The following is a 24,461-nucleotide window of genomic DNA, read 5'->3' as shown; positions in this document are numbered from 1 at the left end:
CAAACCCTAGGCCTCGAGCCACCAACGCGCGCACCCCACGAAACAAGGAGACCGGATGCCCAGCTATTCCATCGACGGCGTGATCCCCGTCGTCGACCCGAGCGCCTACGTGCACCCCACGGCCGTGCTGATCGGTGACGTGATCGTCGGCCCGCGGTGCTATGTGGGACCCTGCGCCAGCCTGCGCGGCGACTTCGGGCGCATCGTGCTGGAGGAGGGCTCCAACGTGCAGGACCATTGCTGCATCCACGGCTTTCCGGAGAACGACACCGTGGTCGAGGTCAACGGCCACATCGGCCACGGCGCCATCCTGCACAGCTGCATCGTGCGGCGCGACGCGCTGGTGGGCATGAACGCGGTGGTGATGGACGAGGCCGAGATCGGCGAGAAAGCCATCGTGGCGGCTTGCGCCTTCGTGCCGGCCGGCATGAAGGTGCCGCCGCGCTCGCTGGTCGCGGGCATTCCGGCGAAGGTGAAGCGCGAACTGAGCGACGAGGAAATCGCCTGGAAGCTGGAAGGCACGCAGACCTACCAGGCGCTCACGGTGCGCAGCCTCGCGAGCCTGCATGAGGTCGCGCCGCTGGCGCAGGTGGAGGCCGGCCGCCCGCGCCTGCCGCAGGCCGAGGTGCGCTCGCTCATTGCCACCAAGCGAGGCGAGGGCGGCTGACCCGCGCCGGGCTTCGTGCAAGATCGCGCGTTGCCCTCAACCTTCCAACCCAGGAACCCGACCCGATGCCGCGTGGAAGATCCGCCACCTACGACGACCAGCGCGAACTGATCCTGGCGCAGGCCGCACAGCTGTTCGCGCGCAGCGGTTATCCGGCCACCTCGATGAACCAGGTGGCCGAGGCCTGCGGGCTCTCGAAGGCGACGCTCTATCACTACTACAAGGACAAGAGCAGCCTGCTGATCAGCATCGCCGAGACGCATGTCTCCAAGCTGGCGGCGCTGGTGGCCGAGGAAGAAGCCTCGACGCAGACCGACGAGGAGCGCCTGCGCCGCTTCATCTACCGCATCGTCGAGGAATATGCCGGCGCGCAGGACGCGCACCGCGTGCTGACCGACGACGTGCGCTTTCTGGAAGAAGCCGACCGCGAGCGCGTGCTCGACCAGGAGCGCAAGGTGGTCGCGGGCTTTGCGCGCGCGGTCGCGGCGCTGCGCCCGGGCACGCCGAGCGACGACCTGGCCAAGCCGCTGACCATGCTGCTGTTCGGCATGATCAACTGGATGTTCACCTGGATGAAGCCGAACGGAAAGCTCGACCACGCGGCCATTGCGCCGATCGTGGCCGACCTGTTCCTGGGCGGCATCGGCGCGGTGAAGTCGCCGGACTGCGCGGCCATCGAGGCCGCCCAGACCGATCCTGCCGATCAGGCCGTCGCCAGGTAGCGCGCCGCCGGCTTGCTGGTCTGCGATGCGGCGAACAGCTTGGCGCCCGCATCGACAAAAGTCGCGAGGAGGGCGGCATCGTTCACCGACGGCAGGGTGATCGGCTCGCCCAGGTCGAGGCCGGCCAGCGCGGCGTCCACGCAATCTTCGGCGGCCATGATGGTGCCTTCGGCCAGCGCCGACATCGGCACGCCCGAGAGCTCCCAGATGTCGGTGGCCGTTGCTGCCGGCAGCACCAGCTGCACCTTCACGCCGGTGCCCGCCACCTCGTCCTGCAGCCCGCGCGTGAACGCGACCACGAAGGCCTTGGTGCCGCTGTAGATGCTGCTGATGGGCAGCGTGTGAAAGCCGAGCACCGAGCCGATGTTCACCAGCGTGCCGCGGTTGCGTGCCTTGAAGGCGGCCAGCGCGGCGTGGCTCAGGTGCGCCAGGGCGTTGATGTTCACGTCCAGCATGCTCTGCAGTTGCGCGGTGGTGGTCTGCGCGACGGGCGCCAGCGTCGAGAGGCCGGCGTTGTTGACCAGCAGCGTGACCGAGGCGTCTGTGGCCAGGACGTGGGTCACACGCGCAAGGTCGTCATCGGCGGCCAGGTCGGCGGCGAGCGTCTGCACTTTCACGCCGTACCTGGTGCGCAGGGCGGCCGCGACTTCTTCCAGCAGGTCGGCGCGGCGCGCCACCAGCACCAGGTCGTGGCCGCGGCGGGCCAGGCGGTCCGCGTAGATCTTGCCCAGGCCGGCCGAGGCGCCGGTGACGACGGCGGTGCCGAGGGTTTTTTGTTCGCTCATTTCGATTCCATTCAAAGGTAGGGTCAGGGGGATGTGGCTGTAAGCATGATGACCATCATGTTTGGCGGGTCGAAGCATGATGGCTATCATGCTTAGCGTCAAGCCAGCCTACGAAGTACCCAGGAACGGAAAGAGGTCACATGCGATACCCCGCAGCGGAAACCGCCGAAAAGCACCAGAAGATCCTTGCCGAGGCCTCGCGCCTGTTCAAGGAGCGCGGCTTCGACGGCGTGAGCGTGAGCGAAATCATGAAAGCCACGGGCCTCACGCACGGGCCCTTCTACAACCACTTCGATTCGAAAGAAGCGCTCATGGCCGAGTGCATCGCCCACTCCGGGAGCGCCGCGCTGGCCGATCTCGATGCGGCCGGCGAAACGCCCGAAGGCATGCGCGCCTATGTGCGGGACTACCTGAGCCCCGACCACCGCGATGGTCGTGCCGATGGCTGCCTGGTGGCGGCGTTCGCGGCGCAGTCGGGAACCGAGAGCAGCGGGGGCATCAGCGTGCCGCTGACGACCTATCTCCAGTCGGTCATCGACCGCTTCACCAGGAACTTTCCGTGGCGCGCGAAGAAGAACGCACGGGGCGACGCGATCCGCATGCTGGCGTCGATGTACGGCGGCGTGGTGCTGGCCCGCGCCGTGGACGACGAGGCCCTGTCGGAAGAAATCCTGCGCGAGGTGCTCGCCGGCCTGCAAGCCGCGCCCAAGGCCTAGAAGGCGCCTAGAGGATGCGGTTGAACCACAGCAGCGACAGCCCCGCCGACAGCAGCGTGAGCACCGCCGCGCCGAGCGCGAACAGCGCCGAGATTTCCGTTTCCTTCTTCTCCACGGTGAGCTTGGAGCTCAGCGTGTTGTAGACCTTCTTCAGGTCGCTGGCGGTGCCTGCGTAGAAGTACTCGGCGTTCGTCTTGTTGGCGATGGCCTTGAGCGTGTCCTCGTCGAGCCGCACGCGCATCGACCAGCCTTCGAAACCGATGGTCTCGCCGTCGACGGTGCCCACGCCCACCGTGTAGATGCGCACGCCGCGGTCGGCCGCGGCCTTGGCGGCGTCGAGCGGGTCGACGCCGGTGGTGCGCTGGCCGTCGGTCAGCATGATGATCGCGGCCGAGGTGAACGAGCCGGGCGCCACGGGCGTGAAGTCCTTGAGCTTTTTCTCCGACTGGTCGATCGCCGCGCCGCGCTGGCGGCTCGGTGCGTTGAACTGCTCCACGTCGAGGCCCGCGTCCGGGAACAGCGTGGCCAGCGACACCACGATGGCGTTCCCCGTGGCGGTGGCGCGCTGCAGCTGGAAGCTGTCGATGGCTGTCACCAGGTCTTCGTGGTTGGTGGTGGGCAACTGCGCCACCTGCGCGCTGCCCGCGAAGGCGACGATGCCCACCTTCACGCTGCGCGGCAGGTCCTTGATGAAGCTCTTGGCCGCCTCCTGCGCCGCCACCAGCCGGTTGGGCAGCACGTCGGCCGCGCGCATGCTGCCGGACACGTCCATCGCCAGGATGATGGTCTGCTGGTTCGACGGCAGCACCACCACCGCCATGGGCCGTGACGCGGCGATCAGCATCGCGGCCATGGCCAGCAGGAACAGCAGCGGCGGCAGGTGGCGCCGCAGGCTCTGCCCGGGGCCCATGGCCTCGCGCACGATCGACAGGCTGGCGTAGCGCACCGCCATCTTCTTCTTGCGGCGAATCAGCCAGAGGTACAGCAGCACCAGCAGCGGCAACGCCGCCAGCAGCCAGAGGAATTGAGGCCAGAGAAAGTTCATGCTGCCACCGCCTTCGCGCCTGCGGAGCCGATGCGCGTGCGGCGCTTGCGCAGATCGGCAAAACGAACGATGGCCTCGACCAGGTCGTCGCTGGTCGACAGCTCGAGTGCATCGACGCCGGCCTTGGCCAGCGCGGCACGCAGGGTGCTTTCGCGCTCGGCCGCCAGGCGTGCGAAGCGCTTGCGAAAGCCGCTGTCGTGGGTGTCGACCCAGAGCTGCTCGCCGGTCTCGGCGTCGCTCAGCGGCACGAGGCCGAGGTCGGGCAGTTCGAGCTCCAGCGGGTCGAACAGGCGCACGGCGATCACCTCGTGGCGCTGCACCAGCTGCCCCAGCGGCTTTTCCCAGCCGGGCTCGCTCAGGAAGTCGGACACCACGAACACGGTGGAGCGCCGCGGCATGAGGTTGGCGGCGGACTTGAGCAGGTCGTCCAGCCGCGTCATGCCTTTTTGCGCGGGCACCGCGTGGGCCTGGTCGGCGCGCCGTTCCATGGAATGCAGCAGGTGCAGCACGTGGCGGCGTCCGCTGCGCGGCGGAATCACCGCTTCGAGGTCGTTGCCGTACACCAGCGCACCGACCCGGTTGCCGTGCCGCGTGAGCAGCCGCGCCAGCACGCCGACGAAGCCGGCGGAAATCTCGCGCTTGGCCTTCAGGCCCGAGCCGAAGTCGACCGAGCGACTCAGGTCGAGCACGAACCAGGCGGCCATCTCGCGGTCTTCGGTGAACACGCGCACGTAGGGCGTCTGCAGCCGCGCCGTGACGTTCCAGTCGATGTGGCGCACGTCGTCGTGGTGCTGGTATTCGCGCAGGTCAGCCAGGTCGAGGCCGGCGCCACGCATGAGCGTGCGGTAGTCGCCCTGCAGCAGGCCGTCGAGCCGGCGGATCACGGTCCATTCGAGCCGGCGCAGTGCGCGCTCGGCGCCGCCGGCCACCGCCGCTTCGGCGGCGAGCCGTTCGTCGTTCGCGGCCGCGGGGGCCTTACGCCACCAGCTTTTCATGCGATTCAGGGAACACCGCGGAACCGGCTTTGCCGGACCGCACGTGTTGCCCCCTGCAAGGGGGAAGGCGTAGCGACACGAAGTGCGCGAAGACTGGGGGTGTGCTCATTTCAGGCCACCAGCTTTTCATGTTCCAGGGGTTTGGGAGGAGCAGGGACGGCACGCATGATCTTCTCGATCAGGCTGTCGGGCGTCAGGCCTTCGGACAGGCCTTCGTAGGAAAGCGTCACGCGGTGGCGCAGCACGTCGGGCACCAGCGCGGTCATGTCCTCGGGCAGCGCATAGCTGCGCCCGCGCAGCATGGCCAGGGCACGCGCGCCTTCGGTCAGGCTGATGCTGGCGCGCGGGCTGGCCCCGAAGGTGATGAAGCGGCGCAGGTCCTTCAGGCCGTGCTTCTCGGGCGTGCGGGTGGCCGACACCAGCTTCACGGCGTACTGGATCAGCGAAGGGTCCACGTACACGCGCCGCGTCTCGGCCTGCAGCGCGGCAAGCTGTTCGGTGGTGGCGACCGCCGTGGCCTCGACCGGCGGACCGATCACGCGCTGTACGATCACGAACTCTTCTTCGTCGGTCGGGTAGTCGACCAGCACTTTCATCATGAAGCGGTCGACCTGCGCCTCGGGCAGCGGATAGGTGCCTTCGGTCTCGATGGGGTTCTGCGTGGCCATGACCAGGAAGGGGCGCGGCACCTTGTGCGTTTCACCGGCAATGGTGACCTGGCGCTCCTGCATCACCTCGAGCAGCGCGCTCTGCACCTTGGCCGGCGCGCGGTTGATTTCGTCGGCCAGCAGCAGGTTGGCGAACACCGGGCCCAGCGAGGTGCTGAACTCGCCCGTCTTCTGGTTGTAGATGCGCGTGCCGACCAGGTCGGCGGGCACCAGGTCGGGCGTGAACTGGATGCGCTTGAAGTGGCCGCGCACGGTGTCGGCCAGCGTCTTGATGGTGAGCGTCTTCGCCAGCCCCGGCACGCCTTCGACCAGCAGGTGCCCGCCCGCCAGCATGGCGACCATCACACGCTCCAGGAAGCGGTCCTGGCCCACGACCACGCGCTTGACCTCGTAGAGGATCTGCTCCATCAGTTCGGCGGTTCCGGCGGCGGTGGCGTTGGAAGTCTCTGTGCTCATGCGAAAGGCTTTCGTGGAGTTTCGTAGACGGAACGAAGAATCAGAACGGCGGCGACCCGGCGGCGGAGGCCGCGTTCTCTATGGGCACCGCGAAGCCGATGCCGATGAAGGTGCGCTGCTGCGTCGGGTTGAGGATGGCGGTGACGATGCCCAGCACCTCGCCGTCCATGTTGATGAGCGGGCCGCCCGAATTGCCGGGGTTGGCGGCGGCGTCGAACTGGATCAGGTTGCCCAGCTCCTGCTTGCCCTCGGGCGAGCGGAACGAGCGTTTCAGGCCCGACACCACGCCGGCCGACACCGACGGCCCGATGCCGAACGGAAAGCCCACGGCGGCCACCTGGTCGCCGGGGCGCAGGTCGGCGGTCGAGCGCATGGTGGCGGGAATGAGGTCGTCGGGCACCTTCTGCGCCTGCAGCACCGCCAGGTCGTTCTCGGGCTGCACGCCGGTGATGGTGGCAACGGCCTCCAGGCCGTCGAAGAAGGTGACCTTGATCTTGTCGGCGCCCGCGACCACGTGCAGGTTGGTGAGGATCACACCCTTGTCGACGATCACCACGCCCGTGCCCACGCCTCGCTCGACCTCGCCGGCCGGCCCACCGTCGTTGGGCGCTTCGGGCGCCTTGCCCTTGGCCAGGTTGCGGCCGCGCTTCTGGGTCTTGGCTTCGGGGGTGTTCTTTTCTTCGCCGTAGCTCACCACGCGCACCACGGAAGGCCGGATGATGTCCGCCGCCTTGGACGCGGGCGAGGGCAGGGTGTTGGTCTGCAGCGTGCGCAGCACGGCCGCGTCGATGTCTTTCTGGGTGAGGGCCTTGGCGCCAGGGCGGGGAGCCCAGATGGCACCGCCGACCAGTGCGGCCGACAGCACGACCAGGAGTGCGAAGCTGCGGCGTCCGGGTTGCCAGCCTGTCTTCTTCGCCGTCGCGGCCTGAACGACGGGGGCGGCACCGGCTGAACCCGCTGCGCCGGTGTCGACAGGCGATGCTGACGCCTGCGCGCTCTCGGCCGCCTCTGCGGCCGGTGGCGGCGTGCGTGGCGAACGGCTGTAGAAAGCAGGCCTGCGCATCGGAGCACCTCCGGCAAAAAATATCGCGTGAAGGAGTTCACGGTAGCACGCTTTCCGCGGCCGTGCATCCCTTCGGGCATCATCGCCCGATGGCTACCTTCGTCGATACCCATTGCCATCTGGACGCGCCCGAGTTCGGTGCGCAAATGCCCGAAATCCGCGCCCGCGCTGCCGAAAGGGGCGTGGCGATGTGCGTCATTCCTGCCGTGGCCGTCTTCAATTTCACAACCGTGCGCGCGCTGGCCCACGCCCAGGGCGACGCCTATGCGCTGGGCATTCATCCGCTGTGCACCGCAGAGGCCAAGGACGAAGACCTCGACACGCTCGACGCCGAACTCACCGCGCACCGCGGCGACCCGCGCCTGGTGGCGGTCGGCGAAATCGGGCTCGACTACTTCGTGGAAGGCCTGGACGGCCCGAAGCAGGAGCGCTTTTTTCACACTCAGTTGCAACTGGCACGCAAGCACGGGTTACCCGTGCTCATCCATGTACGCCGCTCTGTCGACAAGGTGCTCAAGCACCTGCGGCAGACATCGGGCGGCCAGCCGTGGCAGGGCATCGCCCATGCCTTCAACGGCAGCGAGCAGCAGGCCCGGGCCTGCATCGCGCTGGGCCTGAAACTGGGCTTCGGCGGCGCGGTGACCTTCGAGCGCGCGCTGCAGCTGCGCCGGCTGGCCACCACCTTGCCCCTCGAATCGATCGTGATGGAGACCGACGCGCCCGACATCCAGCCGCACTGGCTTTACCGCACCCAAGCCCAGCGCGACGCTGGCGAACCGCAGGGCCGCAATGACCCCGGAGAGCTGCCGCGCATCGCCGGCGTGGTGGCCGGCCTGCGTGGAATCGGCACCGAGGAACTGGCCGAAGCCACGACCCGGAATGCGCTCGACACGCTGCCACGTCTGAAAAATCTCACACCGCTGTCGGAACGCCCGCCGCACCGCGCGTAGGCCAACGTCCCGACCTGCTCACGTGTGTGCAGATGCTGCGGATTTGCTGTCATCCTTGAGGTTCAGAAGTTCGTTGCTTAGACCAGTGGCAAGTCAGTCACTTCAAAAACTTCATCCAAACAGGAGCCTTTACATGACCACGTCTTTCATTCGCACCATGCCCGTCGTCCTCGCGCTGGCGCTCGCCTCCATCGGCGTGTCTGCCGTGGCGCAGACCACCGCTCCCGCCACCGCGGCAACCCCGGCCACGGCCGAGCCCACCACCGGCGAAAAGGTGAAGGAAGCCGGCAGCAACGCCGTCGATGCCACCAAGCGCACGACCAAGAAGGCCGTGAACGCCACCGAAAACGGCGCCGAAAAGGCCTGGGACGCGACCAAGCGCACCACCAAGAAGGCCGCCAATGCCACCGAAAACGGCAGCAAGAAGGCCTGGAACGCGACCAAGCGCACCACCAAGAAGGCCACCACCGCCACCAAGAATGTGGCGGAGAAGACCGGCGACGCAGTCGAAAACACCGGCCACAAGGCCGCCAACGGCATGCGCAGCACCGGCGCCGCCATCGGCGAGAAGATCCCCGGCACGGCCGAGAACGAAGCTGCCAAGAAGTAAGGCGTCTCGCCCGTCTCGAAAGAACCCGCCTCGGCGGGTTTTTTCATGGGCGCGACAGTGGCACGATGCCGTCCATGAACCCATCCGCCGCATCCCCGGCACCGGCCGCCGTGCTCACGGGCCTGGCACCCATCGTCTCGGCGAACACCGCCGTCCTCGTCCTGGGCAGCTTCCCCGGTGTGAAGTCGCTCGAGCGGCAGCAGTACTATGCACACCCCCAAAACCAGTTCTGGAAGATCCTGCAAGCCGTGTGGCCCGACATTCCCCTGCATTCGGCCGCCGACGGCTATCGCCAGCGCTGCCAGTGGCTGCTCGATCGCGGCCTGGGCGTGTGGGACGTGTACGGCGCCTGCGAGCGCGAGGGCAGCCTCGACTCGGCCATCCGCTCGCCCGTGGTGAACGACATCGCCGGGCTGCACCTGCCCCGGCTGGCCGCCATTGCCCACAACGGCGGCGAAAGCTTCAAGCACGCGCGCCACACGCGCACCCTGGGCGTGCCGGTTCATCCGCTGCCATCCACCAGCCCCGCCAACGCGTCGTGGAGCTTCGAGCGCAAGCTCGCGGCCTGGCGCGAGGTCTTCGCCGCCCATAACCTCGTCTGATGGCTTCGAGCAAAACTCCCGCCCAACCCCTCGTCCTTCCCGAAGTCAATTTCTCCGACTGGGGCGACATCCGCTACCTGCACCTGGGCACCGAATGGGTCCAGGGCTCGATGAAGATCGACGCGCCCTTCGAGATCGAACTCGAGTACGTGCAGCGCATGATGGCCTGGCTGCTGTTCGCCGACGGCAAGACCGTGGCCAGCCGCCACGCCATGCAGCTCGGCCTGGGCGCGGCCACGCTCACCAAGTTCAGCCGAAAGATCCTGCGCATGCGCACCACCGCCGTCGAACTCAACCCGCAGGTGGTGTCGGCCTGTCGCGGCTGGTTCAAGCTGCCGGCCGACGACCCGAAGCTGCGCGTGGTGATCGCCGACGCGGCCGCCGAGATCCGCAAGCCCGAGTGGCACCAGTCGGTCGATGCACTGCAGGTCGACCTGTACGACCACGAGGCCGCCGCGCCCGTGCTCGACAGCGAAGACTTCTATGCCGACTGCCGCGCGCTGCTCACCGAGGACGGCTGCATGACGGTCAACCTGTTCGGCCGCTCGTCGAGCTACGAGCGCAGCCTGGAGAAGATTGCCGCCGCCTTCGGCGCCAATGCGGTGTGGGCTTTCAAGCCCACGCGAGAGGGCAACACCGTGGTGCTGGCGCAGCGCATCGCCACCCGCCCCAAGCGCGACCTGCTGGCCGAGCGCGCGCAGACCATCCAGACGCGCTGGAACCTGCCCGCGCCCAAATGGCTGCGCGTGTTCAAGCCATTGCAGCTTTTTTTGTAAACCTCCCCAGGCCCATGCGCCAGCGGGCCGGTGCGCATCCCTGCAGAGGGCGCAACCGCCGTGCCACCTGTCGCACCGGTGCTGAGGGCTTGTCGTCTGTGAGAAGGCACGACGTACCGCGTGTGGCGGGCGTGTCACGGCCGATCCGGTTGTAGAGGCAAAGCGTGTCGAATGGCACCCGGCGGGCTTGCCGAGTGCGTGCAAACCATCCAGACTCACTGGGCCTCGCCCGCCTGCGCGCGCATCCCGCTGTCGCTGCAGTGGCCGAGCCCAGCTTTTCTTAATTCTTTCCGGTTCATGAGCGCTGTCCCTGCTGCTTCCGTTTCCACATCTGCCACGCCGCGCCATGAAGGCCCGCTCGAACTGCGCCGCATGATCGAATGGCTGGCCACCGACGGCGTCATTTCGCCGATGGAGGCCAAGCGCACCATCGCGCGCTGCGCGCAGGCCGAAAGCCGCCAGGCCCCGCTGGTGCGTCTTGCCAATGTGGCCATGACGCGCGAGAGCGACAACAAGCCGCTCGACATCGAAATGCTCACGCAATGGCTCGCCGGCCGCGCGGGGCTGGCCTACCTGCGCATCGACCCGTTGAAGGTCGATGTGGGCAAGGTGGCCGAGACCATGAGCGCGGGCTATGCAGAGCGCCACAAGGTGCTGCCGGTGCAGGTGCTGGCCCACGAGGTGGTGGTGGCGACGGCCGAGCCCTTCCTCACCGACTGGATCTCCGAGGTGGAGCGACAGGCGAAGCGGGCGGTGCGCCGCGTGGTGGCCAACCCGGCCGACATCCAGCGTTACACGGCCGAGTTCTTCGCGCTCGCGAAGTCGGTTCGCGCGGCGCAAAAGGCCGGCGGCAACACCGGCGGCGCGAGCTTCGAGCAACTGGTGGAGCTGGGCAAGAGCAACAAGCTGCTCGACGCCAACGACCAGAGCGTGGTGCAGGTCGTCGACTGGCTGTGGCAGTACGCCTTCGACCAGCGCGCGAGCGACATCCACCTGGAGCCGCGCCGCGAGCAGGGCGTGGTCCGCTTTCGCATCGACGGCATCCTGCATCCGGCCTACCAGATGCCCATGGGCGTGATGAACGCGATGGTGGCGCGCATCAAGCTGCTGGGCCGCATGGACGTGGTCGAAAAGCGCCGCCCGCTGGACGGCCGTATCAAGACCCGTAACATGCGCGGCGACGAAGTCGAAATGCGCCTGTCGACCCTGCCCACGGCCTTCGGCGAGAAGATGGTGATGCGCATTTTTGACCCCGACACGGCGGTGAAGGACCTCGACGCGCTGGGCTTCGCGCAGCACGATGCGCAGCGCTGGGAACAGCTGGTCACGCGGCCCAACGGGATCATCCTGGTGACGGGGCCCACCGGATCGGGCAAGACCACCACGCTGTATTCCACGCTGAAGCGCGTGGCGACCGAAGAGGTCAACGTGAGCACGGTGGAAGACCCGATCGAAATGATCGAGCCCGCGTTCAATCAGACGCAGGTGCAGCCGCAGCTGGACTTCGGTTTCACCGAGGGCCTGCGCGCGCTGATGCGGCAGGACCCGGACATCATCATGGTCGGCGAAATCCGCGACCTCGCCACCGCCGAGATGGCGGTGCAGGCCGCGCTCACCGGCCACCTGGTGTTCAGCACGCTGCACACCAACGACGCGCCGAGCGCCATCACGCGGATGATGGAGCTGGGCGTGCCTTCGTACCTCATCAACGCCGTGATGCTCGGCGTGCTGGCCCAGCGGCTGGTGCGCACGCTGTGCCCGCACTGCAAGCAGCCCGACGACACCATCACCCGCGAGAAGCTGGAGACCATCGTCAAGCCCTGGCAGATCACGGGCTCTGTGCGTGCCTACAAGCCGGTGGGTTGTGTCGATTGCCGCATGACCGGCTACATGGGGCGCATGGGGCTGTACGAGTTGCTGAGCATCAGCGAGGCGTTCAAGGCCCAGGTGACCAAGGAGCCCAACCTGTCGGGCCTGCGCAGGCAGGCCGTGATCGATGGCATGCGCCCGCTGCGGCTCGCCGGTGCGCTGCGCGTGGCCGAGGGCGTGACCACCATCGAGGAAGTGCTGAGCGCCACGCCGCCCCTGGAATAGAGTCCTCTTGTTTCCATATCGGCCGCCCTTCACGGGGCCACTGTGTTCTTTCGGGTTATCCCTAGGCCTTTGGTTAGTGGAATCCACATCAGCCTGACCGGTAGCTGACTCGACAATCCCGCATCGAAATTGTTCGAGGAGACTGTTCGTGAAGATCAAGAGTCAGAAAGACTTTTTTTCGGGTCTGATGTTCACCGTGGTCGGTGTGGCGTTCGCATGGGGCGCCACCACCTACACGGTGGGCTCGGGTGCCCGAATGGGCCCGGGTTATTTCCCGTTGATGCTCGGCATCCTGATGGCCGTCATCGGCCTGGGGATCATGTTCACCGGCTTGACCGTTGAAACCACCGACGGCGAAAAGATCGGCAAATGGGCTTGGAAGCAGGTCGTGTTCATCCTGGGTGCCAACCTGGCGTTCGGCGTTCTGCTCGGCGGCCTGCCGAGCCTGGGCGTGCCGGCCATGGGAATGATCATCGCCATCTACGCGCTGGTGATCATCGCCAGCCTCGCAGGCAACGAGTTCGACCTGAAGAAGGTGCTGGTCCTGGCCACCGTTCTGGCGGTCGGCAGCTACGTTGCATTCATCTGGGCGCTCAAGCTCCAGATCCAGGTCTGGCCGACCTTCATCACCGGCTGAGAAACAAGCGACTCACATCATGGAATTGTTTGAACACCTCTCGATGGGTTTTGGCGTTGCCTTTACCTTCACCAACCTGCTGTACTGCCTGGTCGGCTGTATTCTGGGCACGCTGATCGGCGTGCTCCCGGGCATCGGCCCGGTCGCGACCATCGCGATGCTGCTGCCTGCCACCTATGCGCTGCCGCCCGTGTCGGCGCTCATCATGCTGGCCGGCATCTACTATGGCGCCCAGTACGGCGGCTCCACCACGGCCATCCTGGTCAACCTGCCGGGCGAGTCGTCGTCGGTGGTGACCGTGATCGACGGCTACCAGATGGCGCGCAAGGGCCGTGCCGGTCCCGCACTCGCTGCGGCCGGCCTGGGCTCGTTCTTCGCGGGTTGCGTGGGCACGCTGATCCTGGCTGCCTTTGCGCCGCCGCTGACCGAGCTGGCCTTCAAGTTCGGTCCTGCCGAGTACTTCTCGCTGATGATCCTGGGCCTGATCGGCGCCGTGGTGCTGGCTTCGGGCTCGCTGCTCAAGGCCATCGCGATGATCGTGCTGGGCCTGCTGATGGGCCTGGTCGGTACCGACGTGAACTCGGGTGTCGCGCGCTACAGCTTCGACATTCCGGAACTCACCGACGGCATCGGCTTCGTGGCCATCGCCATGGGCGTGTTCGGCTACGGCGAAATCATTGCCAACCTCTCGCGCCCCGACGACGAGCGCGAAGTGTTCACGGCCAAGGTTTCGGGCCTGTTCCCGACCAAGGAAGACTTCAAGCGCATGATCCCCGCGGTGCTGCGCGGCACGGCCCTCGGTTCGGCCTTGGGCATCCTGCCGGGCGGCGGTGCGCTGCTGGCGGCTTTCGCGGCCTACACGATCGAGAAGAAGACCAAGCTGAAGCCGGGCGAAGTGCCCTTCGGCAAGGGCAACATCCGCGGCGTGGCGGCACCTGAATCGGCGAACAACGCCGGTGCGCAGACCTCCTTCATCCCGCTGCTGACGCTGGGCATTCCGCCCAATGCGGTGATGGCGCTGATGGTGGGCGCCATGACGATCCACAACATCCAGCCCGGCCCCCAGGTGATGACCAGCAACCCCGAGCTGTTCTGGGGCCTGATCGCCTCGATGTGGATCGGCAACGCGATGCTGATCATCCTGAACCTGCCGCTGATCGGCATGTGGATCAAGCTGCTGTCGGTGCCGTACAAGTACCTGTTCCCGGCGATCGTGCTGTTCTGCGCCATCGGCGTGTACTCGACCAACAACAACACCTTCGACATCTGGATGGTCGGCATCTTCGGTCTGGTGGGCTACACCTTCTTCAAGCTCGGATGCGAACCCGCACCCTTGCTGCTGGGCTTCATCCTGGGCCCGATGATGGAAGAAAACCTGCGCCGTTCGCTGCTGCTGTCGCGCGGCGACTGGAGCGTGTTCGTGACGCGTCCGATCTCGGCGAGCCTGCTGGCTGCGGCTGCACTGCTGCTGATCATCGTGCTGCTGCCCGCGGTGAAGTCGAAGCGCGAGGAAGCCTTCGTCGAGGAATGACCTGAGCCTTGCGCTCTTTGAAAACGGCGCCTTCGGGCGCCGTTTTTACTGGGGCTTGCCCGAGCGCGGCGGCTTCATGTGCTGGCGCGCCATGGCCAAAAAGGCAAGGGCGGCAGGGCTCAACGGATGCTTGGCCAGCCGCACTGCCACCACGGGGTACTCCAGCGTCGGGCGGGTGACGGCCACCGCGCGCAGATTGGGCGGCATCAGCACCTCCACGTAGCGCGGCAACAGCGCCACACCCGCACCCGCCTGGATCAGGCCGAAGGCCGTCGACAACATCGACACGTGATGCACCACCCGCGGATACACGTTGGCCATGCTCGAGAGCTGACGGCTGACGGAACGCCACACGTTCGCGTCCGGATTCACATGAATGAACGGCAAGGACTCCAGGTGCCGCGCGTCGACCACCACGCGCTGCGCCAGCGCATGGTCCTCGCGCACGAACAAGGCCATGCGCTCGGAAAAAAGCGGCTCCGTCGCCAGCTCCGAATGCTTCTGGCCGATGTCCGAACCGAAGCCCAGGTCGGCCTCCTGCGACAGAACACGCGAGATCATCTGCTCGGCCGTGCTGTCGAGCAGCGTGGTCGCCAAGGTCGGGTGCTGCTGCGAGAAGCGGCCCAGCAACGGCGGCAGCAATGCGCCCGCGGTCAGGTGGCCCACCGCCAGCACGACGCGGCCTTCGCGCAACTGCGACTGCGAACGGCAGGCGCCCACCGACTCGTCGATCAACCGCAGCGCGCGCACGGCCGTCTCCACCATCACCTGGCCCGCGCTCGTCAGCTGGATGCGGCGGCCCCGCACCACCAACGGCTGGCCGAGCTCTTCTTCCATGCGCTTGATCAGGTGGCTGATCGCCGGCTGGGTCAGCTGCAGGCTTTCGGCCGCCAGCGTGAAGCTGCCTGTTTCGGCCACCGCGGCCAGCGCGCGAAGCTGCTGCAGCGAGACCTCTTCGGTGGCGTTCTTTGTCATAAGCAGCGCTCATAGTTGAATAAGCAGAATTATCTGGCTTGATGCGCGGGCGCTGAATAGCATGCAAGGTTTTTCCACCGGTCCAGAATCCAGCACCATGAAAAGAATCCAGTTCCTTCAAGGCTTTGCCGCTGCGCTGTGCCTGGCCGCGTCTTCCGCCAGCCTGGCCCAGGGCTACCCGACCAAGCCCATCCGGCTGATCGTGCCGTTCCCGGCGGCCGGCGCCACCGACCTCTTTGCCCGCACGCTGGGCCAGAAGATGGGAGAGAAGCTCGGCACCACGCTGGTGGTCGACAACAAGCCCGGCGCCGGCGGCGCCATCGGCTCCGACCAGGCCGCCAAGGCTGCGCCCGACGGCTACACCATTCTTCTGGCCACCACCAGCACGCACTCCATCGGCCCGGCCATCAGCAAGCTGCCCTACGACACGGTGCGCGACTTCACGCCCATCGCCCACGTGGGCGACGCGGCCAGCATCATGCTGGTGCCGGTCAACTCGCCCGCCAAGACCGTGCGCGAGTGGATCGACTACGCCAAGAAGAACCCCGGCAAGCTCAACTACGCATCGAGCGGCAACGGCACCATCGTGCAGCTGACGGCGGAGCTGTTCAAGGCGCAGGCCGGCGTGTTCGTCACGCACATTCCGTACAAGGGCACGGCACTGGCCATTCCCGACCTGATCAGCGGCAAGGTCGACGTGCTGTTCGACTCGTTGCCCACCGGCATGCCGCACGTGCGCGACGGCCGCCTGCGCGCGCTGGGCGTCACCTCGCTCAAGCGCAGCCCGCTGGCGCCCGAGCTGCCGCCCATTGCCGACACGCTGCCGGGCTACGAGTCGAACACCTGGTTCGGCTTCTACGGTCCGAAGAACCTGCCGGCCGACCTCGTGGCGCGCATCAATAAGGCAGCGAACGAAGCATTGGCCGACCCCGAGGTCAAGGAAAAGCTCGCGCGCCTGGGCATCGAGCCCGCGACGCCGGGCACGCCCGACCAGTTCGCGAAGATGGTGGCGGTCGACGCCGCCAAGTGGAAAAAGATCGTGGTCGAGCGCAAGATCACCAACGAATAAGGAAGAGCACGCCGACATGAACTTCGACTTCAACAATCCCTACCTCTCCACGCGCATCCCGATCTTCGCGCGCAACGTGGTCTCGACCTCGCACCCGCTGGCCTCGCAGGCCGGCCTGCGCATCCTGCAGCAGGGCGGCAACGCGGTCGATGCGGCCATTGCCACCGCCGCCGTGATGACGCTGGTCGAGCCGGTGAGCAACGGCCTGGGCAGCGACGCCTTCTGCATCCTGTGGGACGGCAAGGAACTGCACGGCCTGAACGCTTCGGGCCCGGCGCCCAAGGCCTGGACGCCCGAGTACTTCAAGGCCAAGTACGGCGCCGACGCCACCACGCCGCCGATGCGCGGCATCGACTCGGTCACCGTGCCCGGCGCGGTGCGCGGCTGGGTCGCGATGAGCGAGCGCTTCGGCAAGCTGCCGTTCGCCGACCTGCTGGCGCCGGCCATCGACATCGCCGAGCGCGGCTACCTCGTGCCGCCGGTGGTTCAGGGCAAGTGGGCTGCGGCCACGCCGGTGCTGCAGTCGCAGCCGGGCTTCGTGCAGACCTTCCTGCCTTGGGGCCGCGCGCCAGAGGTGGGCGAGCTGTTTCGCTTCACGGCCGCCGCGCGTGCGCTCAAGGCCATTGCGCGCACCAAGGGCGAGGCGTATTACAACGGCGAGATCGCCGAGGCGCTGGCCAAATTTTCCGCCGAGCAGGGCGGCGCGCTGACAGTGGCCGACCTGGCCGCCTACCAGCCCGAGTGGGTCAAGCCGATTTCGCGCGACTACCGCGGCCACACGCTGCACGAGATTCCGCCGAACGGGCAGGGCATCGCGGCACTCATCGCGCTGGGGATCCTCGAAAAGTTCGACATCGCCTCGCTGCCGGTCGACTCGGTGCAGTCGCAGCATCTGCAGATCGAAGCGATGAAGCTGGCCTTTGCCGACGTGTACCGCTACGTGTCGGAACGCGGCACCATGGAAGTGACCACCGAGCAGATGCTCGACGATGCCTACCTCGCCTCGCGCGCGCGCCTCATCGACGTGAAGAAGGCGCAGGACTTCAAGGCCGGCAACCCGGTGAAGGGCGGCACCATCTATCTCACGGCCGCCGACGAGAGCGGCATGATGGTGAGCTTCATCCAGAGCAACTTCATGGGCTTCGGCTCGGGTTGCGTGGAGCCCGAGTTCGGCATCAGCCTGCAGAACCGCGGCCACGGCTTCAGCCTGAAGGCCGAGAGCCCGAACGTGGTGGCACCGGGCAAGCGCCCGTTCCACACCATCATTCCGGCCTTCCTCACCAAGGACGGCCAGCCGGTGATGAGCTTCGGTGTGATGGGCGGCAACATGCAGCCGCAGGGCCACATGCAGACCCTGGTGCGCATGCTCGACTACAAGCAGAACCCGCAGGCCGCCTGCGATGCGCCGCGCTGGCGCTTCAACGCGGGCCTGGAAATCAACGTCGAGGCGGCGATGAACCCGGCCGCGCTGCAAGGCCTGCGCGACCTGGGCCACCACCTGGAAGTGATCAACGACTCCTACCAGGACTTCGGCGCCGGCCAGTTCATCTGGCGCGCGGGCGAACCTTCGGTGGAAGGCTACGTGGCCGCCAGCGACCCGCGCCGCGACGGCGTGGCTGCGGGGTATTGAGCCAGGGGGCGCAGCAAGGGAGCGAGCTTGCCGCGATGATCGGGGGATGAACAAGACAGCCGCGTCGGCCGGCATTCCCATTCCCCCTCAAGACGCGCCCAGAAAGGGCTACGCGTCCGGCCTGGTCCTTGCCACCCTGGGCGCCATCGCGTTCAGCGGGAAGGCCATCATCGTCAAGCTGGCGTACCGCTACGGCGTGGACGCCATCACCCTCATCATGCTGCGCATGCTGTTCGCGTTGCCGCTTTTCGCGGTGATGGCATGGTGGGCGGGGCGCGGCAAGCCGAAGCTCACGGCCCGCGACTGGCTCGGCGTGCTCGGCCTCGGCTTCTCGGGCTACTACCTCGCGAGCTTTCTCGACTTTGCGGGGCTCGCTTACATCTCGGCGAGTTTCGAGCGGCTCATTCTTTACCTCAACCCCACGCTGGTGCTGCTGTTCGGCTGGATCCTGTACCGGCGGCGCGCCACGCGCCCGCAGGTGCTGGGCATGGTCGTGAGCTATGCCGGCGTGCTGCTGGTGTTCGGCCACGAGCTGTGGACCGGCGGCGGCGGCAAGGGCGGCGGCGCGGCGGCCTGGGGCGCGTTCCTGGTGTTCCTGAGCGCGGTGAGTTATGCGGGCTACCTTGTCTACAGCGGCGAGTTCGTCAAGCGGCTCGGGTCGCTGCGGCTCGTGGGACTGGCCACCACCGTGGCCTGCCTGCTGTGCATCCTGCAGTTCGTGCTGACACGGCCGATGAACGCGGCCTTCGAGGTGGCACCCGAAGTCGTGTGGCTGTCGGTGCTCAACGCCACGCTGTGCACCGCGGTGCCCGTCCTCATGGTGATGATGGCCATCGAGCGCATCGGTCCGGCGGTGGCGGCGCAAACCGGCATGATCGGGCCGCTGTCCACCATCCTCATGGGGGTGGTCATACTCGGCGAGCCGTTCACGCCGTGGATCGCCGCCGGCACGGTGCTCGTCATTGCGGGCATCTTCGTTTTCACACGCAAGGGGCGCCCTGCCCCTGCACGATAGGAGCAAACAACATGGATCTGGGTATTGCAGGCAAGACCGCGCTGGTGTGCGGCGCGAGCAAGGGGTTGGGCTACGGTTGCGCCGAGGCGCTGGTGCGCGAAGGCGTGAACGTGGTGATCGTGGCGCGCGGCGCCGAGGCGCTGGATGCGGCCGCGAAGAAGCTGGCCGAAGCGGCCGGCGCATCGGGTTCGTTCGTCAAGCAGGTGGCCGCCGACATCACCACCGAAGCCGGCCGCGCGGCCGTGTTCGCGCTGGGCCACGACTTCGACATCGTCGTCACCAACGCCGGCGGCCCGCCGCCCGGCGACTTCCGCACCTGGGACCGCGAGGCGTGGATCAAGGCGGTCGACGCGAACATGCTCACGCCCATCGAGCTCATCAAGGCCACGGTGGACGGCATGGCCCAGCGCGGGTTCGGCCGTATCGTCAACATCACGTCGAGCTCGGTGAAGTCGCCCATCGACATCCTGGGCCTTTCCAACGGCGCGCGCAGCGGCCTCACCGGCTTCGTGGCCGGCGTCGCGCGCACGGCCATCGCGGCGCAGGGCGTGACCATCAACAACCTGCTGCCCGGCTCCTTCGACACCGATCGCCTCAAGGGCACCATGGCCGGCACGGCGCAGAAGACCGGCCAGGACTTCGACACCGTGTGGGAAGCCCGCAAGAAGAACATCCCGGCCAAGCGCTTCGGCACGCCGGCCGAGTTCGGCGCCATCTGCGCGTTTCTCTGCAGCCAGCAGGCCGGCTACATGACCGGGCAGAACGTGCTGGCCGACGGTGGGGCCTACCCGGGTACCTACTGAGCGGGTTCACGAGAGCGCCGCGCCGCCACCACGATCCCGCCCACGATCAGCAGGAACGCCACCCCGTGGTACCAGTGCGGCGGCTCGCGCAGGAAGGCCGCCGACAGCACCGCCGCGAACAGCGGCGTGAGGTTCATGAAGACGCTCGCCGCCTGCGGGCCCGCGCGCTGCACGCCCGTGCCCCAGCAGCGGTAGGCCACCAGCGCGGGGCCGATGCCGATGAACAGCATGGCGGCGGCGAGCGGCCAGCCCATGTCGATGTGCGCGTCGGTCAGCGTCCATTCGCCTGCCGCCAGCGCGCCCGACCAGGCCAGGCCGAACACCAGCTGCGCCATGAGGAAGGCGGCCCAGTCCTGGCGCACCGCCTTCGGCTCGTGCGTGCGCGCCAGCAGCCAGCTGTAGAAGGCCCAGGCGATGGTGCCCGCAATCATGTACAGGTCGCCGGGCACCAGCCGCAGGCCGAGCAGTTGCCGCCATTCCCCGCGACTCAGGACCAGCAGCACGCCGGCCATCGACAGCAGCGCGCCGCCGATCTCGCGCGCATTGACGCGGGCGCCGAAAAACAGGGTGCCCACCGCGAGCATCCACAGCGGCAGGCTGGAGCCGACCAGCGTGGTGTTGATCGGTGTGGACGTCTGCAGCGCCAGGTACTGGAAGGCGTTGTACAGGCCGATGCCCAGCAGCCCGAGCACCGCATAGCGCTTCCAGTGCGCCCACAGCGGGCTGCCGCGGCGCAGCACCGGTGCGGCCAGCGGAAGCAACAGCACGAAGGCGATGACCCAGCGCACGAAATTCAGCGTGACCGGCGACACCAGGTCGCGCACCATGCGGCCGACGACCGCATTGCTGGCCCACAGCAGCGGCGGAACGAGCAGCAGGAGGACGGTCAGGGCTGTGAGTGGCGCGTGGCGCGAGAGGTGCTGCTGCGGTGTCGACATGGCCGCCGACTCTACCCGGGCAATGATGGCCTGCGCTGCCGCGGGACACCCGGGCGTGGCAGGATGCTCGTCTTCCTTTTTTCCAGTGCGTGGAGACTCCAACGATGATCAGCAAAGCCGTCCGTATCGACCGCCATGGCGGCCCCGAAGAACTGAAGATCGTCGACGTGGAAGTCGGCGAACCCGGCCCCGGCGAGATCCGCATCCGCCACAAGGCCGTGGGCCTGAACTTCATCGACACCTACCAGCGCAGCGGGCTCTACCCGTTCCAGATGCCGCTGCAGCTCGGCATGGAGGCCTCGGGCATCGTCGAGGCGGTGGGCGAGGGCGTGACGCACCTGAAGGCCGGCGACCGCGCCGCTTACGCGAGCCCGCCGCCGGGCGCCTACTGCGAGCTGCGCGTGATGCCGGCCAAGTGCGTATGCAAGCTGCCCGACGACATCTCCTTCGAGACCGGCGCGGCCATGATGCTCAAGGGCCTGACCACGCAGTACCTGCTGAAGAAGACGCTGCCGGCCGAAGGCCTGCAAGCCGGCGACTTCATCCTGTTCCATGCGGCCGCCGGCGGCGTGGGCCTCATCGCCTGTCAGTGGGCCAAGGCACTGGGCCTGCAGCTGATCGGCACGGCCGGCAGCGACGCCAAGTGCAAGCTGGCGCTCGAGCACGGCGCGGCGCACGCCATCAACTACAGCACCGAGAACTTCGCCGCCCGCGTGAAGGAGATCACCGGTGGCAAGGGCGTGAAGGTGGTGTACGACTCGGTGGGCAAGGACACCTACGAAGGCTCCATCGACTGCCTGCGCCCGTTCGGCCTGCTGGCGGTGTTCGGCAACGGCTCGGGCCCGGTGCCGCCGATCAACCTCGGCACGCTGGCGTCCAAGGGCTCGCTGTACGTCACCCGGCCCACGCTGTTCACCCACATGAGCACGCGCGAAAGCACGCAGGCCATGGCCGACGACCTGTTCGCGGTGGTGCGCAGCGGCGCGGTGAAGATCCCGATCGAGCAACGCTATGCGCTGGCCGACGTGCAGCAGGCGCACCGCGACCTGGAAGCGCGCAAGACCACGGGCTGCACCATCCTGACGCTCTGAGCCTGCGTACGGCGAGGCCCCGGTGCATGGCGACAGACTTGTCCTACCTGGGCTGGGGTGTCATGCCTTCGACTTGTGCAGGATGCATTTTGTAGCCTCGATCGCAGGCGCATGAGCGCACCATTCAAGCCCAAGTCGCAACCCGTGATGACCACCATTCGCACCTTCATCGTCGAAGACAACCCCACCATCCGGGAAAACCTCGTGGGCACCCTGCGGGAGGTCGCGCGCATCGACCCCATCGGGCAGGCCGAGACGGAAGCGGAAGGAACGCGCTGGCTCGCCGGCAACCTCTCGCAATGGGACCTGGCCATCGTCGACCTGTTCCTGAAGGACGGCACCGGTTTCCGCGTGCTGGAGGCCTGCCGTGAACGCGATCCGGCGCAGAAGGTGGTGGTGCTGAGCAACTACGCCACGCCCGAAATGCGCCGCAAGTGCACCTTGCTGGGCGCGGACGCGGTGTTCGACAAGGCCACCGAGGTGGAAGACCTGATCGACTACTGCGTGCAGCAGCGGCAGTTGCATTTCAAGATTCAGCCTTCGGCGCCGTCGCGCCAGAAAACGTTGCCGCACTGAGCAAGGCGGTGTCGCGCACGATGCCCCACACATGCTGTGCCAAGGGCGAGAGCGCCCGGTTGCCGCGGCGGATGAGCATCACGGCGCGCTGAACGCGCGGCGTCAGCGGGCGAACGGCTAGTTGCGCCAGGCCTTCCGGTGGCAACGACATGCCCGGCATCACGCTGATGCCAATGCCGGCTTCCACCATCCGAAAAATCGTGGTCGGGTGGCCGAGCTGCTGCTTCACGTCGCAATGCGCCCCATGGCGCTCCAGCGCCTGATCGATCAGGCGGCGGCTGCCCGATGCGTGGTCGAGCAATACCAGCGCTTCGCCTTCGAGCGCACTCCAGCGAACGGTCGCTTTTTGCGCGAGCCGGTGCGTGGGCGGCAGCACCAGCACGAAGGGGTCGTTCAATATCGGCTCGCAGTGCAGGTCGCCCGCTTCCGAAGGCTCGATGACCACGCCGAAGTCGACCTCGCCACTGCGCACGCTGTCGAGCACGTCCTGCTGGATGCGGTCGAGCAGCAGAAACTGGATGCCGGGCGCCTGTTCGGCGCAGGTGGCAATGCAGGCCGGCATGAGGTTGGCCGAAAGCGTGGGGCTGCTCGCCACCCGCACCTTGCCGCCGCGCGCGCTGGCGAGGCCGGCCACGTCCTGCAGTGTCTGGTCGAGGTCGTCGAGCACCCGGTCGAGCCGTGCCGCGAGCGCGTGGCCGGCCTCGGTCAGCACCACCTCGCGCGTGGTGCGGTCGAGCAGCTTGAGGCCGAGCTGCCCTTCAAGCTCCAGGATCGAGCGGCTCACCGCCGGCTGGCTCAGGCCCACCTGGTCCCCGGCCCGGCTGAAGTTGCGGCCCTCGGCGACCGAGCGGAACACACGGAGCTGACGCAGGGTGACATTCATGCGTTGGAATCATATATCCATCCGATAAATCCATTTCTCTTTTGAATGGCGGCGGCGTCCAATCCGCGTCATGGCCCGTTCACGCTTTCTCCCCGACAACTTCACGCTCGCGCTCGTCTCGGTCGTGACCCTTGCAAGCCTGCTGCCCGCCAGCGGGCGCACTGCGCATTTCTTCGAAGGACTGACGACCGTCGCGATCGGCCTGCTGTTCTTCCTGCACGGCGCCAAGCTCTCGCGCGAGGCGATCATGGCGGGCATCACGCACTGGCGGCTGCACCTGCTGGTGTTCGCGAGCACCTTCGTCCTGTTCCCCGTGCTGGGGCTGGCGCTGAAGCCGGTGCTGTCGCCGCTGGTGACGCCCGACCTGTACACCGGCGTGCTGTTTCTCTGCGTGCTGCCGGCCACCGTGCAGTCGGCCATCGCGTTCACCGCCATGGCGCGCGGGAACATGCCGGCTGCCATCTGCAGTGCCTCGGCTTCCACGCTGCTCGGGGTGTTCATCACGCCGGTGCTGGTGAACCTCGTGGTGTTGCCGCATGGCGGCAATGCGACCTCCTCGTTCGATTCGATCGGGCGCATTCTTCTGCAGCTGATGGTGCCGTTCCTGGCCGGGCACCTGCTGCGGCCGGTGATCGGCAAGTGGGTGCAGAAGCGGGCGGCGGTGCTGAAGTTCGTCGACCAGGGTTCGATCCTGCTGGTGGTCTACACGGCGTTCAGCGCGGCGGTGATCGAAGGGCTCTGGAAGCAGATTCCTGTGAGTGCGCTGCTGGGCTTGCTGCTCGTTTGTGCGGTCTTGCTGGCACTGGCCTTGACGCTCACGACGTTCATGGCGCGCAAGTTCGGCTTCGACATTGCCGATGAGATCACCATCGTGTTCTGCGGGTCCAAGAAGAGCCTGGCGAGCGGGATTCCGATGGCGAAGGTGCTGTTTGCATCGCACGCTGTGGGGGCGATTGTTTTGCCGCTGATGTTGTTTCATCAGATGCAGTTGATGGTGTGTGCTGTGTTGGCGCAGCGGTATGCGCGGCGGGAGGTTGTGCCCGCTAAGGCTGGTGTTCTTGGGGCGGCTGACTGAGGTTGGTTCAGGGGCCGGGACTCGCCCCGGCGGGCGACTTACTTTCTTTTGCTTCGCCAAAAGAAAGTAAGCAAAGAAAAGGCGACCCC

General features: G+C 67.1%; 25 protein-coding genes. 17 read left to right on the top strand and 8 right to left on the bottom strand.

The genetic code is table 11. The features are described 5' to 3' along the window. Window positions 1–55 precede the first annotated feature (55 nt). Entirely contained in the window at window positions 56–667 is a 612-nt protein-coding gene (locus AC0IYU_RS12175) for a phenylacetic acid degradation protein PaaY (RefSeq protein ID WP_472116928.1), read from the top strand. A 65-nt stretch (window positions 668–732) separates the two neighbouring features. Then, window positions 733–1,389 carry a TetR/AcrR family transcriptional regulator gene (locus AC0IYU_RS12170; RefSeq protein WP_472116925.1) on the top strand — a complete coding sequence of 219 codons (657 nt, stop codon included), beginning with the start codon at window positions 733–735 and terminating at the stop codon, window positions 1,387–1,389. Here AC0IYU_RS12170 and AC0IYU_RS12165 read toward each other — a convergent pair. Continuing rightward, window positions 1,371–2,174 carry an SDR family NAD(P)-dependent oxidoreductase gene (locus AC0IYU_RS12165; protein ID WP_472116922.1) on the bottom strand — a complete coding sequence of 268 codons (804 nt, stop codon included), beginning with the start codon at window positions 2,172–2,174 and terminating at the stop codon, window positions 1,371–1,373. The two genes, AC0IYU_RS12170 and AC0IYU_RS12165, sit on opposite strands and share 19 nt — an antisense overlap. Before the next feature lie 140 nt (window positions 2,175–2,314). Here AC0IYU_RS12165 and AC0IYU_RS12160 point away from each other — a divergent pair, with 140 nt between their 5' ends. Next, entirely contained in the window at window positions 2,315–2,890 is a 576-nt protein-coding gene (locus tag AC0IYU_RS12160; protein WP_472116919.1) for a TetR/AcrR family transcriptional regulator, read from the top strand. 7 nt (window positions 2,891–2,897) lie between these two features. On the opposite strand, the gene AC0IYU_RS12155 is transcribed toward AC0IYU_RS12160, so the two are convergent. The 4 genes from AC0IYU_RS12155 to AC0IYU_RS12140 form a co-directional block, all read right to left on the bottom strand. Then, window positions 2,898–3,935, bottom strand: a complete 1,038-nt coding sequence (locus AC0IYU_RS12155; RefSeq protein ID WP_435440603.1) for a VWA domain-containing protein — start codon at window positions 3,933–3,935, stop codon at window positions 2,898–2,900. Continuing rightward, on the bottom strand, window positions 3,932–4,930 hold the full coding sequence (locus tag AC0IYU_RS12150; protein ID WP_472116916.1) for a DUF58 domain-containing protein: 999 nt from the start codon (window positions 4,928–4,930) through the stop codon (window positions 3,932–3,934). Before AC0IYU_RS12150 ends, AC0IYU_RS12155 begins: the two co-directional genes overlap by 4 nt. Window positions 4,931–5,040: 110 nt before the next feature. Then, the gene (locus tag AC0IYU_RS12145; protein WP_472116913.1) at window positions 5,041–6,054 is read right to left on the bottom strand and encodes an AAA family ATPase; all 1,014 of its coding nucleotides are present in this window, start codon (window positions 6,052–6,054) and stop codon (window positions 5,041–5,043) included. A gap of 40 nt (window positions 6,055–6,094) precedes the next feature. Continuing rightward, complete coding sequence (locus AC0IYU_RS12140) at window positions 6,095–7,117, bottom strand: S1C family serine protease (RefSeq protein ID WP_472116910.1); 1,023 nt, start codon at window positions 7,115–7,117, stop codon at window positions 6,095–6,097. Window positions 7,118–7,206: 89 nt separating this feature from the next. Between AC0IYU_RS12140 and AC0IYU_RS12135 the strand changes: the two genes are divergently transcribed. The 7 genes from AC0IYU_RS12135 to AC0IYU_RS12105 all read left to right on the top strand — a co-directional run bounded on the left by AC0IYU_RS12135 (window position 7,207) and on the right by AC0IYU_RS12105 (window position 14,317). Continuing rightward, window positions 7,207–8,067, top strand: coding sequence for a TatD family hydrolase (locus AC0IYU_RS12135; RefSeq protein ID WP_472116907.1), 861 nt, complete (start codon window positions 7,207–7,209; stop codon window positions 8,065–8,067). 133 nt (window positions 8,068–8,200) lie between these two features. Next, window positions 8,201–8,677, top strand: a complete 477-nt coding sequence (locus tag AC0IYU_RS12130) for a hypothetical protein (protein WP_472116904.1) — start codon at window positions 8,201–8,203, stop codon at window positions 8,675–8,677. Window positions 8,678–8,751: 74 nt separating this feature from the next. After that, window positions 8,752–9,279 carry a DNA-deoxyinosine glycosylase gene (locus tag AC0IYU_RS12125; protein WP_472116901.1) on the top strand — a complete coding sequence of 176 codons (528 nt, stop codon included), beginning with the start codon at window positions 8,752–8,754 and terminating at the stop codon, window positions 9,277–9,279. After that, a complete protein-coding gene (locus tag AC0IYU_RS12120) occupies window positions 9,279–10,055 on the top strand; it encodes a class I SAM-dependent methyltransferase (RefSeq protein ID WP_472116898.1) in 777 nt (258 codons plus the stop codon). Before AC0IYU_RS12125 ends, AC0IYU_RS12120 begins: the two co-directional genes overlap by 1 nt. A 297-nt stretch (window positions 10,056–10,352) precedes the next feature. Continuing rightward, window positions 10,353–12,149 (top strand): type IV pilus assembly ATPase TfpB, encoded by a 1,797-nt coding sequence (gene tfpB / locus AC0IYU_RS12115; protein WP_472116894.1) that lies wholly within the window; start codon window positions 10,353–10,355, stop codon window positions 12,147–12,149. A gap of 148 nt (window positions 12,150–12,297) precedes the next feature. Then, window positions 12,298–12,786, top strand: a complete 489-nt coding sequence (locus AC0IYU_RS12110; RefSeq protein ID WP_435482903.1) for a tripartite tricarboxylate transporter TctB family protein — start codon at window positions 12,298–12,300, stop codon at window positions 12,784–12,786. Window positions 12,787–12,805: 19 nt separating this feature from the next. Next, window positions 12,806–14,317 (top strand): tripartite tricarboxylate transporter permease, encoded by a 1,512-nt coding sequence (locus AC0IYU_RS12105; RefSeq protein ID WP_472116891.1) that lies wholly within the window; start codon window positions 12,806–12,808, stop codon window positions 14,315–14,317. A 45-nt stretch (window positions 14,318–14,362) separates the two neighbouring features. Here the strand turns inward: AC0IYU_RS12105 and AC0IYU_RS12100 are convergent, their stop codons facing one another. Continuing rightward, window positions 14,363–15,292, bottom strand: a complete 930-nt coding sequence (locus tag AC0IYU_RS12100; RefSeq protein WP_435482905.1) for a LysR family transcriptional regulator — start codon at window positions 15,290–15,292, stop codon at window positions 14,363–14,365. A 97-nt stretch (window positions 15,293–15,389) separates the two neighbouring features. Here AC0IYU_RS12100 and AC0IYU_RS12095 point away from each other — a divergent pair, with 97 nt between their 5' ends. The 4 genes from AC0IYU_RS12095 to AC0IYU_RS12080 are packed head-to-tail and all read left to right on the top strand — an operon-like array spanning window position 15,390 to window position 19,809. Further along, window positions 15,390–16,361, top strand: a complete 972-nt coding sequence (locus AC0IYU_RS12095; protein ID WP_472116888.1) for a Bug family tripartite tricarboxylate transporter substrate binding protein — start codon at window positions 15,390–15,392, stop codon at window positions 16,359–16,361. 16 nt (window positions 16,362–16,377) lie between these two features. After that, on the top strand, window positions 16,378–17,991 hold the full coding sequence (locus tag AC0IYU_RS12090) for a gamma-glutamyltransferase family protein (RefSeq protein WP_472116885.1): 1,614 nt from the start codon (window positions 16,378–16,380) through the stop codon (window positions 17,989–17,991). 46 nt (window positions 17,992–18,037) lie between these two features. Further along, on the top strand, window positions 18,038–19,006 hold the full coding sequence (locus AC0IYU_RS12085; RefSeq protein WP_472116882.1) for a DMT family transporter: 969 nt from the start codon (window positions 18,038–18,040) through the stop codon (window positions 19,004–19,006). Window positions 19,007–19,017: 11 nt separating this feature from the next. Then, window positions 19,018–19,809 (top strand): SDR family oxidoreductase, encoded by a 792-nt coding sequence (locus tag AC0IYU_RS12080; protein ID WP_472116879.1) that lies wholly within the window; start codon window positions 19,018–19,020, stop codon window positions 19,807–19,809. Here the strand turns inward: AC0IYU_RS12080 and AC0IYU_RS12075 are convergent. Further along, complete coding sequence (locus AC0IYU_RS12075) at window positions 19,803–20,747, bottom strand: DMT family transporter (RefSeq protein ID WP_472116876.1); 945 nt, start codon at window positions 20,745–20,747, stop codon at window positions 19,803–19,805. The two genes, AC0IYU_RS12080 and AC0IYU_RS12075, sit on opposite strands and share 7 nt — an antisense overlap. A 104-nt stretch (window positions 20,748–20,851) precedes the next feature. On the opposite strand from AC0IYU_RS12075, the gene AC0IYU_RS12070 reads away from it, so the two are divergent. Together AC0IYU_RS12070 and AC0IYU_RS12065 are read left to right on the top strand one after the other, a co-directional pair. After that, complete coding sequence (locus AC0IYU_RS12070) at window positions 20,852–21,838, top strand: quinone oxidoreductase family protein (protein ID WP_472116873.1); 987 nt, start codon at window positions 20,852–20,854, stop codon at window positions 21,836–21,838. A 147-nt stretch (window positions 21,839–21,985) separates the two neighbouring features. Next, the gene (locus tag AC0IYU_RS12065) at window positions 21,986–22,414 is read left to right on the top strand and encodes a response regulator (protein ID WP_472117443.1); all 429 of its coding nucleotides are present in this window, start codon (window positions 21,986–21,988) and stop codon (window positions 22,412–22,414) included. Here the strand turns inward: AC0IYU_RS12065 and AC0IYU_RS12060 are convergent. Further along, window positions 22,365–23,297 carry a LysR family transcriptional regulator gene (locus AC0IYU_RS12060; protein ID WP_472116870.1) on the bottom strand — a complete coding sequence of 311 codons (933 nt, stop codon included), beginning with the start codon at window positions 23,295–23,297 and terminating at the stop codon, window positions 22,365–22,367. The two genes, AC0IYU_RS12065 and AC0IYU_RS12060, sit on opposite strands and share 50 nt — an antisense overlap. A 70-nt stretch (window positions 23,298–23,367) precedes the next feature. On the opposite strand from AC0IYU_RS12060, the gene AC0IYU_RS12055 reads away from it, so the two are divergent. Further along, on the top strand, window positions 23,368–24,372 hold the full coding sequence (locus AC0IYU_RS12055) for a bile acid:sodium symporter family protein (RefSeq protein ID WP_472116867.1): 1,005 nt from the start codon (window positions 23,368–23,370) through the stop codon (window positions 24,370–24,372). Window positions 24,373–24,461: the final 89 nt, after the last annotated feature.

The organism is Variovorax sp. AC103, assembly GCF_979254005.1.
The sequence above is the reverse complement of the archived record's forward strand: the minus strand, read 5'-3'. Positions and strand labels throughout refer to the sequence as shown.